The organism is Pseudoalteromonas sp. Isolate6, from assembly GCF_022398435.1.
Taxonomy (GTDB): domain Bacteria; phylum Pseudomonadota; class Gammaproteobacteria; order Enterobacterales; family Alteromonadaceae; genus Pseudoalteromonas; species Pseudoalteromonas galatheae.
In genome coordinates this window covers 16071-31918 of the sequence record NZ_JAKEVK010000038.1, presented here as the reverse complement: position 1 = coordinate 31918, position 15848 = coordinate 16071, and the positions used below count along the sequence as shown (strand labels likewise).

Genomic DNA, 15848 nt, shown 5'->3' with positions numbered 1-15848 from the left:
AAAATCAATATCATTTACATTATTTTCTTTGAAACTCTGCGGTTGCTTTCCATTTCGGCCAAGCGTCTTGCTCAGAGACATCATAGCCAACTTTAAAGAACAGCTGTAGATCCTGTATCGCGCCGCTTAAATCCCACTCTTCACGGTAGCGGTCACACGGCTGATGATAACAACCGCGCAATACTAATCCCATACGTTTACGGTAGGTTTCAGTCTCTTCATCACGTGCTTCGGTTCCACCGCCGGCGTACATTGCAGGCACACCCATGTTCGCAAATGCGAAGTGATCAGAGCGATAGTAACCACCAGCAGCAGGGCGTGGATCCCCTGAAACTACGCGGTCTTGCGCTTTTGCTGCGGTTTCTAGCATTTCATCGAGTTCTGATTTGCCAATACCAACCACGCTGATGTCTTTTACTTTACCCAATAAATTTAGGCTATCCATATTGATGTTAGCAACGGTTTTCTCTGCTGGAATAACAGGGTTTGCAGCATAAAATTTCGAGCCTAATAGACCTTGCTCTTCAGCCGTCACAGCCAAAAACGTAATTGAACGGCTAGGGCGAGTTGGCAGTTTAGTAAAGGCTTCAGCTACCTCAATCATACCGCCTGTACCGCTAGCATTATCATGCGCACCGTTATAGATCTGGTCGCCTTTACGGTTTGGATCGGTACCTAAATGATCCCAGTGTGCTGAGTAGATGATGTGCTCGTCAGACTTATTACTACCTGGCAGGGTGGCGATAAAGTTATACGAAGTTGATTTTTTGATGGTGTTTTTGACGGTAACTGACGCGCTTAGGTTACCCATATCAACGTGGTATGCGCCTGCTGCTGCCTTTTTCTTTGCTGTGTCAAAATCAAGTCCAGCCTTTTGAAACAGCTCTTTAGCAACGTCTACCGTTACCCAACCTTCAACCGCAACGCGGTCCATATTGTTATTTTCTTTTTGGAAGCCAAACTGTGGGCCACTCCAAGAATTTTCTACTACGCTCCAAGGATAAGAAGCTGGCGCTGTTTCATGAATAATGATCGCACCTGCTGCGCCTTGACGTGAGGCTTCTTCGTATTTATACGTCCAACGACCATAATAGGTCATAGCTTCACCGGTAAATTTACCCGACTCAGGATTAGCAAAGCCAGGATCGTTTACTAGCATCACCACTGTCTTGCCTTTCACGTCTAGGCCTTCGTAGTCATTCCAGTCGTACTCTGGAGCATTTACGCCATAGCCAACAAAAACCAGCTCTGAATCTTTGATTGATTCGAGTTCACTGATACGGGCCGAGCCCATCACCATGTCTTTTTTATATTCGTAGTTTTTGCCACCGATAGTTAACGTCATATCAGGATCGGCTTCAAGCGAAACCAGCGGCACTTCTTGTAAGAAGCTGTTGCCATTGCCTGGCTGATAGCCAAGCGCTTTAAAATGTTTGGTTAAATAGGCAAGCGTTAGCTCTTCACCTTTTGTGGACGGAGCACGTCCGCCAAACTCGTCAGAGGCAAGGGTTTTAATATGGGCTCTGAGTTGAGCATCATTAATACTATTGTATGCAGTATCGATGTCTTGGGGGCTATTGCTAGTGCTAACACAGCCCGCCAACACTGCCATAGATAGAGCGCTGAGTGTCAGTTTAAGTTTCATAATTGCCTTTCTTTTACTTGTTAGGAACCCATAAGTAGTAACATAAAATGCGTAAAAGTTCGAGCGGGACAAGACGGCTAGAGGAGATAGAAATGAATGAAAATCCGTAGTTGGAACAGAACACAGCACAATTTTGAATAATTACCTTAATTTTAGCATGTGATTTAGCCTGTTACGCTCATTTACAATTGGCTTTTGCCAAGTATCAGGCGCTTCAGTAAAATAGTCGGCTAATTGTATGATAAGTATCTCAATCAAATGAAAAAGTTTACAGCGCCTGAGGCGTGGCAGGTTGCATGTTTACATGCTGAGCCATTTTCCCATTTAAATCAGCTTTTTGACTTAAAAAGTCAACAAGATTGGCCAAGCCCCGAGTGGTTGTCTTCGCACGTAAACAGCATTAGCTTGCAGCAGTATGATACCCGCTTTGTGGCCGATGAAACGATAGACTTTGGCGATAAATACTATGAAGAGATTATCTTTGAAACCCATCAGGTACCGACGCGTAGTCAAAACTGGCACGACTTATTTGGTGCGTTGATTTGGTGTTTATTCCCAAAAACAAAAGCTTTGTTAAATGCCCTACATATTGAAGAAATAGCACAGTTTGGTTTAAAGCAGCGAAGTAAAAAGCGCAATGCGTTAACACTTTTTGATGAGTGTGGTTTGGTGTTGGCAATCGATGATGATAAATGGCGTGATGCCTTTAAATCACACCAATGGCAGAATGTATTTTACGATAATCGCTCAGAATGGCAGCAAAACCTAAAGCCTTTTGTATTTGGCCACGCAAACTACGAGATGCTAACCAATCCCTTTATTGGGCTAACGGGAAAACTGGTGTGTATCAATGTTGATGCTGCATTTTGGCAACTTTCACTAAGCGAACAATATCGTTGCTTAGATGATAAATTGGTCGCACTGATCAATGATGGGCTGCTTGAAGACAATACCAAAATGTCACCCATTCCGCTGCTTGGGATCCCAAACTGGCATGAGCCACAAGATTTAGAATTTTATCAAAATACGGACTATTTCAGGCCGAAAAGAAGGAAATAGCATGATAGCTATCAATGGATTAAAAAAACGCTTCGCCTTGACTCGCGAACACAAAAAGAAAAAGAGTCAGACGGATCCTCGCGAGCGTGATGGCTTTTTTCACAGTGTAGAAGAGGTTAACCTGCACTGTGGACAAGGCGAAGTACTTGGATTGCTGGGCCCCAATGGGGCGGGAAAAACCACCACTTTGCGTATGCTCTCAACAGCGCTGACGCCGGATGCCGGTACTATCTTAGTGGATGGTCAGGATATTGTGAAAAAGCCTGTTGTTGCACGCAAAGCCATCGGTTTTTTATCAGGGTCAACTGGTTTATATGGACGTCTTACCGCCAAAGAAAATGTTGAATATTTTGCACGACTTCATGGTTTAAAAGGAAAAGCATTAAAAGCGAAATGCGATGAGCTATTTCAGCGCCTAGAGATGGAAACCTTTCTAGATAAAAGGGCTGAACACCTATCGACCGGTATGAAACAAAAGACCAATATTGCACGGGCGGTGGTACATAGCCCTAAAGTGGTGGTACTAGATGAGCCTACGACCGGCCTTGATATTATGACTACACAAACAGTTATCTCTTTTATTCGCGACCTCAAAGCGCGTGGTACACCCGTTATATTTTCTACCCACCACTTAGATGAAGTCGCGTTATTGTGCGATAGAGTGTCTGTTATTGATAAAGGGATCACCTGCTTTGATGGCAGCTTGGCTGATTTCAAAACGAAAGGGCAAAGTGAAGAGCTAAATCAGGCATTTTTGAACTTGTTGACGGGAGCACAGCATGTTTGAGGTATTTTTAAAAGAAATTAGAGAGCTGCTGCGCGACCGCAAAACACTATTCTTTGTGATTGCACTGCCGATGTTGGTATTTCCAGTGATTATGGCGTTAGTAGGCTTTATGGCATCACAAGCCGCTATGGAAGCGGAGCAAGAAGTTCATACGTATTACATCGCAAATGAAGCCTATGCTGAAAAGTTCTCTGAGCAGGTTTTTTATCATAAAAGTTTTAAGAAATATACTGGTGAGCTCAAGCTTGATAGTGTCGAAGCGCTGAGTGATGCGGTACGAAGTGGCGTGATCGATGTTGGGGTTTTTATTCCATCCGATCCGGTTGAAAATCTGGAGTCTGGCGTAAAAAGTGAATGGAAAATCGTGTTTAACGATGCGCAATCTATCAACTTTATTTACGACCGCTTGTCTAAACTTGCTAAGAAGTTTTCTGATGAACTCAGAGCGGCGAAGTTAACCTCACTGGGGTTGTCGCAAGCGGAGCAAGCGGCAGTGCTCCAACCCATATCGATTGCTAAAGTGGATACTGCTGACAAACGCGAAAATTTAGGCGAGAAGTTAGGTGCATTTATCCCTTATATGTTGATTCCGCTGGTATTGATGGGGGCAAGCTATCCAGCTATTGATTTAGGCGCTGGAGAGAAAGAGCGTGGCACCTTAGAGACGCTGCTATTAACACCAATCTCTCGCACAGAGCTGGTGCTAGGTAAGTTTTTAACTGTATTGAGCAGTTCGATATTCTGCGCGCTTATCACGGTCTCCAGCATGGCGCTGTGGATAGGGGTTGCCAGTAGCTTTGTCGAGCTAGACGTAATTAAAAACGCCTTCTCGTCGGTTGCATTATTAGACTTTGTGTTGATTTTTGCGTTGTTGCTCCCTGTTGCTGTGATGCTTTCATCGCTAACACTTGCCATTTCAATTTACGCCAGAACCTTTAAAGAAGCACAAAACTACATGGGACCACTCAGCATGGGGATCTTCATACCGATTGTTATGTCCTTAATGCCAAATATGGAACTAACCGCAAAAACCGCATTGATCCCAATTACCAATGTCGCATTAGCGATAAAAGAAATCATCAAAGGCACCGTTGATTATGGCTACGTTGCGTTAATTTTTGGCGCTTCTGCCGTTTTAGCGGCGGGGTTACTCGTGTGCTGCGTTAAATGGTTTAATAAAGAAACCGTATTGTTTAGGTAAAGTTTGAGCTAGGTGTGAGTCATTGAGAATTATGGCGTTTTTCTGTACGATAAACGCTTTATTCAGCGCTTAACTTTCTGTAATTTAGCCTGCTGTTTATTTGGATAGCTTGCGGAAGTCGTAGGTTTCAATTTTAGTCACTCAAGGAATGTAGGATGACATCAACCTCAGTACTTAAGTCAGTCAGTGAATCAGTAACTAACGGCATTGCCATTTTATTCTTGTTATCGTCGGTTTTTCACTTAGTCGGGTCAAGCTTTTTGGAAGCTCTGATCTACTTAGTGATTTCTTTGTTACTATTTTCATACCGTAATCGTTTAATGTTTGACCCTGCACAAAAGCAGTTTGTAATCACTAAACAACTATCGTTATTGAATATAAATATTCGGCGAATAGACGAGTGTGTGATACCGCTTTCAACAGTGACTGATGTATCTTCAGGTTATAACAAGCAACTCAATTATATTGGTATAAGTTATCTTTCAGAAAGTGAAGAACCTGCGGTCTATTCATTTTCGTGTTTGCGGCAAGCTGATAAACTCTCCGCGCTTTTGTCTGCATCAGATCTTGACCATAACGTTCAACCAACGGCAGGCGCGGATGCAAATAGAAGATCAGCTACGCGCTCAACTCCAACTAGCCTTGCAAGATTATTTCCTTTGTTTATGAATCGCAATCGCGATATTGAAGCGCGATTCTCTGTATTACGATGTGCACTACCGACGCCTAAGCATAAGCAGCATATTGCTTGGATGGTGGTAGGGGCTTTTGCTCTAATGACCTGCTTTATTCTTTACTCGTCACAAAATTACATAGCTGGTTTGGTATTTTTGGTGCTCACGTACTTGAGCTATTGGTTGACGTCTTTACTTATTAGTAATAAACACTATTTTGTCTATCACTCACCCTGTAACGAAATTAAGGTTGAGGAAGATAGCTTGTTTTTACCTGCGTTACTGTTTACAGATAAACAAGCACGAGAGGTAACAAAGGATGAAGTTAACGATATAAAGGTACACTGGAATACGTTTATAGTCAGCGACTTGGATATGTTAACCGCGTCGACTCGTCGTAATCACGTTGTTGATTTGGTCTTTGATACTGAGTATGGCGCGACGGTTTCACTCTCTGGCATGAGCGTAGAAGCCGAGCCACTTTTACTTGCGTTAACGCATTGGCAATATCCTTTGTCTATTGAGCGCACGGATAAAGCAGTGTTCCCAATGGTGAGGCACTTTCAATATGGCAGTCTAGTGTTTATTATCGGTATTATTGTCTGGGCAATGACCACATTTGTGATATAACACACCTGACAAAAGCGGCGATTCTACCTGAATATCGGTATCCTAGAGGCAATAATATTTTTAATTTATCGCTATTCAGAAATTATTGAACAACCCGTTTTATACCAGTTGTATTAAGTAAATGATCTATCTTGAAGCTATTTCACCCTTCAAATTGATTAGAGAATTAATTCAATTGGTATTATACATCTTTTGGATTTTAATGATGAGCGCAAGCGCAGAGTCGTACGCGCAAAACAAACGTATTAACAAGCGCATTGATTTACTGCATAAGTTATTAAAAGAAGAGTAATTGGAAGAACTGAAGCCGCTAATTAAGCGGCTTCAACATTGTCGGTTTCAATGTTTTCAATTTCAACTACGTTAAGAACGGACTGTACATCTGACCAATGCAGCAATTCGATACGACCTTCTTGGTTTTCAACCAATGCCGTGCAGTTTTCTATCCAATCACCATCGTTGCAGTACACAATACCATCTACGACACGGATCTCCGGTTGGTGGATATGCCCGCAGATAATGCCGTCGACACCTTGTTTTCTCGCTTCATGAATTGCTGCATTCTCGAATGCAGCAATGGCCTCTCTGGCTTTATGCACGCGCTTTTTCAGCCAAGATGCAAGCGACCAATAATGACCACCATATAAACGTCGTACGCGATTGGTCCAGCGATTTAAGAAGAGTAGAAAATCATAAGCGGCATCCCCAATGATACTGATCAATTTGTTGTATCTTGTTGCCGAGTCAAAATCATCACCGTGTAGTAATAAAAACCGCTTACCTGCGGAAGTGGTATGAATAAAGGTTTTATGTACTTCGACTTTAAAAAGCGTTTGCCCAACATAGTTTCTGAAGGTTTCGTCGTGATTACCCGGTATGTAGATAACGCGTGTACCAGATCCTGCTTTTTTTTGTATGCATTCTAATACCTGATAGTGGGATGGATCCCAAAAAAATTGGCGTTTCATTGACCATAGATCAACGATATCACCAACCAGATAGAGTACATCACATTCAGTTTTGTTGAGAAAATCTAGCAAGAACTTCGCTTTACAGTCCTTGTAGCCCAAGTGTACGTCTGAGATCCAAATACTCGGATAGTATGTTGTTTTCATGGCTTGGCTCTTTAGCGTAATAATGACAATGCTAAGAGGCAAAGATGACAGTGGCGGGGCAGTTAGGAGAAGCTAATATGACAAAAGAGCATACATCTGTATGCTCTTTTATTATGTAATTTTAAGTAGGCTTATTTGCTTTTAATTGCATTAACGATTGTTTCAACCGCAGATCCAATATCCAGCATCAGTTTTTCGCCCGTTTGACGGTTTTTCAGTTCAACCTTATTTTCATCAAGGTTACGCTCACCAATCACTAGGGTGTATGGAATACCGATAAGTTCCATATCGTTAAACATAACGCCCGGACGCTCTTTACGGTCGTCAAATAACACATCAATTCCTGCATTTTGTAGATCTGCATAGAACTTTTCTGCGATCTCTGGAATACGGTGAGACTTGTGCATATTCATTGGCACGATTGCCAACTCAAATGGCGCAATAGCAACAGGCCATTTGATACCGTAATCATCGTTATTTTGTTCGATTGCTGCGGCAACGATACGAGAAACGCCAATACCATAACAACCCATGGTTAATGTTTGGTTTTTCCCTTCTTCGCCAAGTACACCTGCTTTCATTGCTTCAGAGTACTTAGTACCAAGTTGGAACACGTGACCTACTTCGATACCACGTTTGATAAGGATTTTACCTTTACCACAAGGGCTTGGATCGCCTTCAACCACGTTACGGATATCTTCAACAGTATAAGTGCTTACGTCTCTGTCCCAGTTAATGCCACTGTAATGGACACCATCTTTGTTTGCACCAGCAACAAAATCAGCCATGATAGCTGCGCTACGATCGACAATAATAGGCATTGAAAGACCAACAGGGCCCAAAGACCCTGGCTTTGCACCAATAGCGTTAACAATGTCTTCTTCGCTCGCCATCTCAAGCGGTGAATCCACTTGTGCTAATTTCTCAGCTTTCAGCTCATTTAGGTCATGGTCGCCACGAACGATAAGCGCGACAAGACCACGTTTACCGTCTTCGTCTGGTGCGCCATACACGATGAGTGTTTTAACACCGCGGTGTGGTTTAACACCATGTTTTGCTTTTAGTTCAGCGATGGTGAAAGCTTCTGGTGTGTCAAACGTATTAAGTTCTTTACTTGGCGCAGGGCGAGTTTCAGTTGGTGCAAGCGCTTCTGCCTTTTCAATGTTTGCAGCGTAGTCACTTTCATCACTAAATGCGATTGCATCTTCACCAGACTCTGCAAGTACATGGAACTCATGGGATAGGTTACCGCCAATTGAACCACTGTCTGCAATAACTGGACGGTAGTCAACGCCTAAACGATCAAAAATGTTACAGTAAGCTTGGAACATTTTGTGGTACGTTTTTTCAAGACACTCATCAGTCATGTGGAATGAATAGGCGTCTTTCATGGTGAACTCACGTGCGCGCATCACACCAAAACGTGGACGAACTTCGTCACGTACTTTAGTACTGACTTGATACAGTGTGATTGGCAGTTGCTTATAGCTGTTGATTTCGCGTCGTACAAGATCAGTGATCACTTCTTCATGCGTTGGACCAAGTGCAAATGGACGGCCATGACGGTCATTAATACGAAGTAGTTCAGGACCAAACTGTTCCCAACGGCCTGACTCTTCCCATAGCTCTGCAGGCTGGATCACTGGCATTAGCAGCTCAATCGCTCCCGCTTTGTCCATTTCTTCACGGACAATTCTCTCTACTTTGCGGAAAACTTTTAGGCCTGATGGTAGCCAAGTATAAAGACCTGAAGCCAATTTACGGATCATACCCGCTCTAAGCATTAGCTGGTGGCTTACCACCTCTGCATCAGACGGCGTCTCTTTTTGAGTCGCCAATATATATTCACTTGTACGCATTCTTATTCCAGTATAAGTTACTTATTGTTCTCTTATTGGCGGCTATTCTAGCAGTGCAGTAGCCGCTTAAAAAGCTTTAATACCTAAACATCTTCATAATTTATAAGTTTATTGGCAAGCCGCTGAATTTGCTATTTTGCTAACGAAATTTCAGTGACATGGTTATGCTCACCATCTACTGTCCAGCGGATATTAAAATCATACAAACTCATACCATAGTCTTGCTGCGATGTGCGTTTCTTTTTATAAGCCGGGCGGGGGTCTTGCTTCAGTACATTGGTAATGAACTGTCGAAGTTCGGGATAGTTTTTCTGTTTTTCAATAAAAACAATAGCCTCGTCTGAAAAGCTAACAGACATTTGGGTTTCTGGCCGAGTATCAGCAAAGCCAGCTGTGGCATCCACCAAAGCATCTGAATAGGGAAGGTACGGCTTAATATCAATGATTGGTGTACCGTCCAATAAATCTACACCAGAGAGTAACAGATCAAGCTGGCCATTTTTATATTCTACGCCCTCGAGCTTTACCGCACTCATGCCAATCCCGTTGGGTCGAAAAGTCGCTCTAGTCGCAAACACGCCCTTGCGCTCATTACCACCGAGTCTTGGCGGGCGTACAAGCGCAGAGTAACCTTTATCAGCGGTTTCATGAAAGCGAAATAACAACCAGATATGCGTAAATTCTTCAATACCACGAACAAACTCTTCGCGGTTAAATTCGCCAACAAATCTAAGCTTAGCTTTTGCTTCAGGAACAAGCCTTGGTTGCCTTGGAATAGCGAACTTCTGTTTATAAGGAGATTGGATAAAGCCGATGGGCTCGATAGTGATTTGTTCCACTATGGTCTCTGTCTGAATTAAGATGAGCGAAGTTTACTATTGATCCTGACTTTCACAAAATCCTGTTCATAATTAGCTACTGTAATGTGATGTAATTTATTTATTCAGCTTTTTCGCATAACCTCGTACATAACGGAATTTTTGGTGGGAGTCGCAACATGAATCGGCACACTTTTTCGCCCCAAAATGGTTTATGTTCGAGTTTACGCACAGATAACGGACAAATTATTGGTACTAGAGCGTCCGAATATAAGCAATTGGTAGAAGAAATAAAACCAATCCAAGGCTTACGAGAAAAATTACAAGCATTTAATCGCCGAAAAGATGAGTATAGATAATGGAGTTCAATAGAAAGGTTGATCAAAGTTGTCAAGAAGCGCTCTGCAAATCATCCCCTCTAAAACCTATTTTGATCCGCGCGATATCGGAGCGTAGAGCGACGTTGCAAGCAATAATAAATGATTTAACTGAAGGGGTGGTAAGTCCTACGAAGATGGATGTACTTCTCAGTCAAGAAGCTGAAAAAGTATGCTTACAATTATTAAAAGAAGGCAACTTAAGCAAACGCGACGCGCTAGCGGCTAGTGAAAAAGTTATATTTTCTCTTGCAAGAAATCTATTGTGAAATTGCTATTAAAATTAAAGTTTGAATTAGTAATGTACTTTGATAGAAAAAGCTGACCGAATTACCTCCAAAATCTAGCCACTTTCAGAGTAATCCTTCAAAAAAGAATAGAACCCATTCTGGGTCCGTTGTTTGGCAGGTAAACTATGTGTTATATTGAAGTTATCTAAATAATGAATGGATAGTTTTTGTATATGGAAAATTGGGTTAAATCGTTAGTCGCTAGTTCAATCGTACTGAGTTTCAGCAACTTTAGTATCGCAGCACAGAGCGAATCAAATTTGCATTTATCCACTATTGTTAATGCCACTCCACTTGAAAGAGAACCGCCTAGATATCCACGTAATGTTGCCTTAAAAGGTGGGGAAGGTTGGGTTATCCTTAGTTATGTAGTGAATGAAGATGGATCAGTCGCGTCGCCGATTGTAGAAGAATCCTCTGGTCAATCAGGATTCGAGCGCGCTGCACTCAAGGCAATCAAAGATTGGCAATATTCTCCAGCAACAAAAGATGGGAAGCCGATTAAGCAGTGTAAAAATAGTGTGATGTTCTCGTTTAATATGTCCGAAGCAACTGAGGCCGCTTCAAAAAGCTTCGTCAGAAGTTACCGCAAAATAAATGCTGTGCTTGAAGATGGGAACTTGTCAGAAGCGAATATCTTGATAGAAAAACTTGCCGACAAAGGACGCTGGAATCGTTATGAAGAAGCATATTTCAACTTATTAAAAGCGCGGTATTTTGTACTAACAAAAGAGCGTAAAGAGGAACTCGAAGCGCATAAAGGGATTATCTGGCACGGTAAAGATATCGTTAAATCAGAACTTTATGCCAGCGCGCTCGTCAATGCAATCAATCTCCAAGCACAACTACAAGAGTACAAAGGTGCTTTAAATAATTATAAGACGTTGATGGAAATGGAAGGACTGGAACCGTATAAATCGGCAGTGCAACCAATAGTCGATGGCATTAATACCTTAATCTCGGATAAAGATAAAATGCTTGTTATCGCAGCTGAGGTCAAACAGGATGATGTCTGGACACATGCGCTGGTTAGACCTAGCTTTTCGATTGCAGAAGTGAAGGGAAATCTTCACACCCTTGAAGTACGGTGTGACAATCAGTTTTCACAATTTAAATTTGCTGAAAATATGCAGTGGAATATACCGAAAAGTTGGGGAGAGTGTAATGTCGTGGTTTTTGGTGAGCCGAATAGCTCCTTTAAACTGATAGAAGTTCAATCGTAGTCGAACTTCTAGGTATTAGACTTTTCAGTAGTCCAACGCTCAATTTATTTACTATCAGACAAGGTCTCTTCCAATAGCGATTCGGTTTGGATCGCTATTTCTTTCATCTTCACCGCATAAGCTTCTAGTTTTTTCTCCTCCTCGGTTTTCGCTTTAAACTGAGGAATTTGAATTGGATACCCAGCTTGGTCCATGGCAATAAAGCTGATAATACAGTGATTAGTTTCGACAAGTCGCTGCGTTTTTGGATCGCCACAGCGCACCTGAATAAAAATTTGCATACTGGTGTTCCCTGTATGAGCAATACGCGCGGAAACCTCAACAATCTGGCCGACGAGAATAGGACGGTGGAAACGCATGCCTGCTACCGAAACGGTAACGCAGTAGCTGCCACTCCAACCAGCAGCACAAGCATACCCGGCTTGATCAATCCATTTCATGACCATACCACCGTGTACTTTACCGCCAAAGTTAACGTCGGTGGGCTCAGCTAAAAATCGAAAGGTGACGGACTGTTGAGGCATAGACTCAGCTCTATTTTTAAAAATATACGCTAAGTATAGGAAAGAAAGGGGCATTTCGCCCCCGCAATTTAGGATTTATTGGTATTACATGTTTGGATAGTTCGGACCACCAGCACCTTCTGGTGTGACCCAGGTAATATTTTGGCTCGGATCTTTAATATCGCAGGTTTTGCAATGAATACAGTTTTGCGAATTGATGACAAACTGCTTCTCTCCTTGCTCGTTTTCGTTTACTTCATACACGCCTGCGGGGCAGTAGCGCTGTGCAGGCTCATCAAACTTAGCTAAATTCACTTTGATTGGTATATCAGAATCTTTTAACTGTAAATGACATGGTTGTACTTCTTCATGATTGGTATTCGATAAAAATACGGAAGAAAGTTTGTCAAAACTTAATTTACCATCCGGCTTTGGGTAACTTATAGTTTGCGATTCAGACGCAAGCTTAAGCTGTGCGTGATCCTGATGTTCGTCCTTAATAGTAAATGGTAGCGAACCTGAGAAAATGTTTTGGTCGATCATATTGTAAGCGCCACCCATAATACGACCTAACTTATGCATTGCTGGACCAAAGTTACGAGATTGATAAAGCTCATCATAAAGCCAACTTGCCTTAAACTTGTCGGCAAAGCTTACCAAGTCTGACGGAGCGCTTTCTTGGCCGAGTGCCTCAATGATGGCATCGGCTGCAAGCATACCGGACTTCATTGCTGTATGGTTGCCTTTAATTTTGGCAAAGTTGAGGGTACCTGCGTCACAGCCAATCAGTAATCCACCTGGGAAATGCATTTTAGGTAGGCTGTGAAAGCCACCCTTGGCGATTGCTCGAGCACCATAGGCAATGCGCTCACCACCTTCAAGTACACTCGCAAAGGTGTGGTGATGCTTCATACGCTGAAACTCATCAAATGGGCTTAGGTGTGGATTCGTGTAATTTAAGTCGATGATTAACCCGACCACGACTTGATTGTTCTCAGCATGATACATAAATGAGCCGCCATGGGTATCATTGTCGAGTGGCCAACCTGTGCCGTGTACAACAAGACCTTCTTTATGCTTGCTTGGGTCTACTTGCCAAATTTCCTTAAAGCCGATCCCATAGTGTTGATGGGAAGCGCCTTTATCCAGTTTAAATTCAGCTATAAGTTGCTTACCTAAGTGGCCACGGCAACCTTCAGCAAATACGGTATATTTCGCTCTAAGCTCCATTCCAGGCATGTAGCTGTCTTTAGGCTGGCCATCTCTATCTAGGCCCATATCACCGGTAATAACACCTTTAACTTGTTGCTCTTCTATTATTAACGAGTGGGCGCTAAAGCCTGGGAAAATCTCAATGCCAAGTTGTTCTGCTTGTTCAGCGAGCCAACGGCAAACATTCCCCATTGAAACAATATAGTTGCCGTCATTTTTAAATGTTTTTGGTACCACTAGATGAGGCAGTTTGGTGGCATTGGTTTCGTTTTTGAATAAATAAATGTCGTCACCCGTCACTTTCGTTGTCACGGGAGCGCCTTTTGCAGCCCAATCAGGGATAAGTTCGTCTAGTGCTTTGGTTTCAAATACTGCACCAGACAAGATATGTGCACCTACTTCTGAGCCTTTTTCGACTACACAGATCATTAATTCTTGTTGTTTTTCTTGAGCCTGTTGAGCGAGTCGGATAGCGCAAGACAGGCCCGCAGGACCTGCACCAACTATCACAACATCAAACTCCATGGTTTCACGTTCGACCATTATTAACCTCACACTATTTGACGGTAGATTAACTAAAGAGAGGCTTTAGTTTGATTTTCGTTAAACTAAGGTTATTTGAGGTTGACGTTTACGTCAACAGGAAGTAGTCTGAAACCAATAAAATAATTTGTTGACGTAGACGTCAGCTTAGAGAATAACCAGATGATGGAGTAACCATGAAAGTACTTGTGCCAATCAAACGCGTGATTGATTACAACGTAAAGGCAAGAGTCAAACCTGACAACAGTGATGTTGATTTGAGCAACGTAAAAATGGCGATCAATCCATTTTGTGAAATTGCAGTAGAAGAGGCGGTTCGTTTAAAAGAAGCGGGCACTGCAACGGAAGTTATTGCCGTATCAATTGGCGATAAAGCTTGTCAAGAGCAGCTAAGAACGGCGCTTGCACTGGGTGCAGATAAAGCAGTTCACATTGAGACAGACGCAAAGCTTGAATCTCTGCACATCGCAAAACTACTGGCTAAGGTAGTGGAACAAGAAAATCCAGAGCTGGTGATTCTAGGTAAACAGTCTATCGATTCTGATAATAACCAAACAGGACAAATGCTAGCGGCGTTAACTAAGCGTGCTCAAGGCACTTTTGCCTCTAAAGTTGTGGTTGAAGGCGATAAAGTGCAAGTGACGCGTGAAGTTGATGGCGGTCTGCAAACGGTGTCGCTATCACTTCCAGCGGTCGTGACAACGGATTTGCGTTTGAATGAACCTCGTTATGCTTCACTGCCAAATATCATGAAAGCTAAGCGTAAACCACTAGATGTGATCGCAGCGGATTCGCTAGGTGTCAATTTAGCACCTCGTATTGAATTGGTGAAAGTTGAAGAGCCAGCTAAGCGCTCTGGTGGCGTGATGGTTGAGAGCGTTGAAGAGTTAGTAAACAAGTTAAAAACAGAAGCAAAGGTGATCTCATGAGCGTATTAGTTATTGCTGAGCATGAAAATGGTGTATTGAAACCTGAAACCGCTAAGGTGGTTGCTGCTGCAACAAAAATCGCAAGCGACATTACCGTATTGGTTGCAGGTCACAACATTGCTGAGGCTGCCAATCACTCTGCACAGATCGCTGGCGTACAAAAGGTGGTTGCTGTTGACGATGCTTCATTCGAACATCAATTGGCAGAAAACACATCTGAGCTAGTTGTTGAATTAGCAAATGACTTTTCACACATTTTGTTTTCAGCGTCTACCACAGGTAAAAATATCGCGCCACGTGTTGCGGCGTTACTCGACAAATCACAGATATCAGAAATTATCGATGTGATTGATGCTGACACCTTTAAGCGTCCAATTTATGCGGGTAATGCAATTGCAACTGTAAAATCATTAGACTCTCAAAAAGTTATCACTGTGCGTGCATCAGCATTTGATGCCGTAGAGACTCAAGCAGCATGTGACATTGAGGAGCGCTCGCAAAGTATAGCCTCTCAAGTGAGTGAGTTTGTGAGCATTGAACAAACTGAATCTGAGCGCCCTGAATTAACTGCGGCACCGGTTGTTATTTCAGGCGGCCGTGGTATGCAAAACGGTGAAAATTTTGCCTTGCTAAATGGTATTGCTGACAAACTAGGGGCTGCAATTGGTGCATCGCGTGCTGCTGTTGACGCGGGCTTTGTGCCTAATGATATGCAAGTTGGCCAAACCGGTAAGATTGTGGCGCCTAACTTATATATTGCAGTTGGGATCAGCGGCGCTATTCAACACCTTGCAGGTATGAAAGATTCTAAGGTCATTGTTGCTATCAACAAAGATCCAGAGGCCCCGATTTTCCAAGTGGCTGATTATGGCCTTGTTGCGGATCTATTTGATGCGTTACCAGAGCTTGAACAGGCATTGTAACGCTTCTTTTTGTAGCTAGCCTACATCGAGAAAAATAATTCTGGTTGTTAAAGCCGTTGT

Annotated in this window: 15 protein-coding genes; 9 read left to right on the top strand and 6 right to left on the bottom strand. The window is 42.7% G+C overall.

The window, feature by feature from the left end; translation table 11 throughout:
• Nucleotides 1–19: 19 nt before the first annotated feature.
• The gene (locus L1D50_RS07985; protein WP_239965843.1) at nucleotides 20–1645 is read right to left on the bottom strand and encodes a M28 family metallopeptidase; all 1626 of its coding nucleotides are present in this window, start codon (nucleotides 1643–1645) and stop codon (nucleotides 20–22) included.
• A gap of 258 nt (nucleotides 1646–1903) precedes the next feature.
• Between L1D50_RS07985 and L1D50_RS07980 the strand changes: the two genes are divergently transcribed.
• The 4 genes from L1D50_RS07980 to L1D50_RS07965 all read left to right on the top strand — a co-directional run bounded on the left by L1D50_RS07980 (nucleotide 1904) and on the right by L1D50_RS07965 (nucleotide 5996).
• The gene (locus L1D50_RS07980) at nucleotides 1904–2704 is read left to right on the top strand and encodes a DUF3025 domain-containing protein (RefSeq protein WP_239965842.1); all 801 of its coding nucleotides are present in this window, start codon (nucleotides 1904–1906) and stop codon (nucleotides 2702–2704) included.
• A gap of 1 nt (nucleotide 2705) precedes the next feature.
• Nucleotides 2706–3491, top strand: coding sequence for an ATP-binding cassette domain-containing protein (locus L1D50_RS07975; RefSeq protein ID WP_128728065.1), 786 nt, complete (start codon nucleotides 2706–2708; stop codon nucleotides 3489–3491).
• Nucleotides 3484–4692 carry an ABC transporter permease gene (locus L1D50_RS07970; protein ID WP_138523884.1) on the top strand — a complete coding sequence of 403 codons (1209 nt, stop codon included), beginning with the start codon at nucleotides 3484–3486 and terminating at the stop codon, nucleotides 4690–4692. Before L1D50_RS07975 ends, L1D50_RS07970 begins: the two co-directional genes overlap by 8 nt.
• 155 nt (nucleotides 4693–4847) lie before the next feature.
• A complete protein-coding gene (locus L1D50_RS07965) occupies nucleotides 4848–5996 on the top strand; it encodes a hypothetical protein (RefSeq protein WP_239965841.1) in 1149 nt (382 codons plus the stop codon).
• 314 nt (nucleotides 5997–6310) lie between these two features.
• Here the strand turns inward: L1D50_RS07965 and L1D50_RS07960 are convergent, their stop codons facing one another.
• The 3 genes from L1D50_RS07960 to tsaA form a co-directional block, all read right to left on the bottom strand.
• The gene (locus tag L1D50_RS07960) at nucleotides 6311–7111 is read right to left on the bottom strand and encodes a UDP-2,3-diacylglucosamine diphosphatase (protein ID WP_128728068.1); all 801 of its coding nucleotides are present in this window, start codon (nucleotides 7109–7111) and stop codon (nucleotides 6311–6313) included.
• Nucleotides 7112–7242: 131 nt separating this feature from the next.
• Nucleotides 7243–8970 (bottom strand): proline--tRNA ligase, encoded by a 1728-nt coding sequence (locus tag L1D50_RS07955; protein ID WP_239965840.1) that lies wholly within the window; start codon nucleotides 8968–8970, stop codon nucleotides 7243–7245.
• 131 nt (nucleotides 8971–9101) lie between these two features.
• Nucleotides 9102–9809: a tRNA (N6-threonylcarbamoyladenosine(37)-N6)-methyltransferase TrmO gene (gene tsaA, locus L1D50_RS07950; protein ID WP_128728070.1), complete on the bottom strand. Its 708-nt coding sequence runs from the start codon at nucleotides 9807–9809 to the stop codon at nucleotides 9102–9104.
• 158 nt (nucleotides 9810–9967) lie between these two features.
• Between tsaA and L1D50_RS07945 the strand changes: the two genes are divergently transcribed.
• The 3 genes from L1D50_RS07945 (at nucleotide 9968) to L1D50_RS07935 (ending at nucleotide 11678) form a co-directional block, all read left to right on the top strand.
• Nucleotides 9968–10147, top strand: a complete 180-nt coding sequence (locus L1D50_RS07945; protein WP_128728071.1) for a hypothetical protein — start codon at nucleotides 9968–9970, stop codon at nucleotides 10145–10147.
• Entirely contained in the window at nucleotides 10147–10434 is a 288-nt protein-coding gene (locus L1D50_RS07940; protein WP_239965839.1) for a hypothetical protein, read from the top strand. Before L1D50_RS07945 ends, L1D50_RS07940 begins: the two co-directional genes overlap by 1 nt.
• Nucleotides 10435–10628: 194 nt before the next feature.
• Nucleotides 10629–11678, top strand: a complete 1050-nt coding sequence (locus L1D50_RS07935; protein ID WP_138524806.1) for an energy transducer TonB — start codon at nucleotides 10629–10631, stop codon at nucleotides 11676–11678.
• A gap of 44 nt (nucleotides 11679–11722) precedes the next feature.
• Here L1D50_RS07935 and L1D50_RS07930 read toward each other — a convergent pair whose 3' ends face one another.
• Together L1D50_RS07930 and L1D50_RS07925 are read right to left on the bottom strand one after the other, a co-directional pair.
• The gene (locus L1D50_RS07930) at nucleotides 11723–12202 is read right to left on the bottom strand and encodes an acyl-CoA thioesterase (protein ID WP_010372647.1); all 480 of its coding nucleotides are present in this window, start codon (nucleotides 12200–12202) and stop codon (nucleotides 11723–11725) included.
• An 84-nt stretch (nucleotides 12203–12286) separates the two neighbouring features.
• On the bottom strand, nucleotides 12287–13936 hold the full coding sequence (locus L1D50_RS07925; RefSeq protein ID WP_239965838.1) for an electron transfer flavoprotein-ubiquinone oxidoreductase: 1650 nt from the start codon (nucleotides 13934–13936) through the stop codon (nucleotides 12287–12289).
• A gap of 176 nt (nucleotides 13937–14112) precedes the next feature.
• Between L1D50_RS07925 and L1D50_RS07920 the strand changes: the two genes are divergently transcribed.
• Together L1D50_RS07920 and L1D50_RS07915 are read left to right on the top strand one after the other, a co-directional pair.
• The gene (locus L1D50_RS07920) at nucleotides 14113–14865 is read left to right on the top strand and encodes an electron transfer flavoprotein subunit beta/FixA family protein (protein WP_239965837.1); all 753 of its coding nucleotides are present in this window, start codon (nucleotides 14113–14115) and stop codon (nucleotides 14863–14865) included.
• A complete protein-coding gene (locus L1D50_RS07915; protein ID WP_128728077.1) occupies nucleotides 14862–15788 on the top strand; it encodes an FAD-binding protein in 927 nt (308 codons plus the stop codon). The genes L1D50_RS07920 and L1D50_RS07915 overlap by 4 nt, the downstream gene beginning before the upstream one ends.
• Nucleotides 15789–15848 lie beyond the last annotated feature (60 nt).

Excerpts from the sequence above, each read along its gene's own strand:
- L1D50_RS07985 (WP_239965843.1), bottom strand. The coding sequence starts at position 1,645 with ATGAAACTTAAACTGACACTCAGCGCTCTATCTATGGCAGTGTTGGCG.
- L1D50_RS07980 (WP_239965842.1), top strand. The coding sequence starts at position 1,904 with ATGAAAAAGTTTACAGCGCCTGAGGCGTGGCAGGTTGCATGTTTACAT.
- L1D50_RS07975 (WP_128728065.1), top strand. The coding sequence starts at position 2,706 with ATGATAGCTATCAATGGATTAAAAAAACGCTTCGCCTTGACTCGCGAA.
- L1D50_RS07970 (WP_138523884.1), top strand. The coding sequence starts at position 3,484 with ATGTTTGAGGTATTTTTAAAAGAAATTAGAGAGCTGCTGCGCGACCGC.
- L1D50_RS07965 (WP_239965841.1), top strand. The coding sequence starts at position 4,848 with ATGACATCAACCTCAGTACTTAAGTCAGTCAGTGAATCAGTAACTAAC.
- L1D50_RS07960 (WP_128728068.1), bottom strand. The coding sequence starts at position 7,111 with ATGAAAACAACATACTATCCGAGTATTTGGATCTCAGACGTACACTTG.
- L1D50_RS07955 (WP_239965840.1), bottom strand. The coding sequence starts at position 8,970 with ATGCGTACAAGTGAATATATATTGGCGACTCAAAAAGAGACGCCGTCT.
- L1D50_RS07945 (WP_128728071.1), top strand. The coding sequence starts at position 9,968 with ATGAATCGGCACACTTTTTCGCCCCAAAATGGTTTATGTTCGAGTTTA.
- L1D50_RS07940 (WP_239965839.1), top strand. The coding sequence starts at position 10,147 with ATGGAGTTCAATAGAAAGGTTGATCAAAGTTGTCAAGAAGCGCTCTGC.
- L1D50_RS07935 (WP_138524806.1), top strand. The coding sequence starts at position 10,629 with ATGGAAAATTGGGTTAAATCGTTAGTCGCTAGTTCAATCGTACTGAGT.
- L1D50_RS07930 (WP_010372647.1), bottom strand. The coding sequence starts at position 12,202 with ATGCCTCAACAGTCCGTCACCTTTCGATTTTTAGCTGAGCCCACCGAC.
- L1D50_RS07925 (WP_239965838.1), bottom strand. The coding sequence starts at position 13,936 with ATGGTCGAACGTGAAACCATGGAGTTTGATGTTGTGATAGTTGGTGCA.
- L1D50_RS07920 (WP_239965837.1), top strand. The coding sequence starts at position 14,113 with ATGAAAGTACTTGTGCCAATCAAACGCGTGATTGATTACAACGTAAAG.
- L1D50_RS07915 (WP_128728077.1), top strand. The coding sequence starts at position 14,862 with ATGAGCGTATTAGTTATTGCTGAGCATGAAAATGGTGTATTGAAACCT.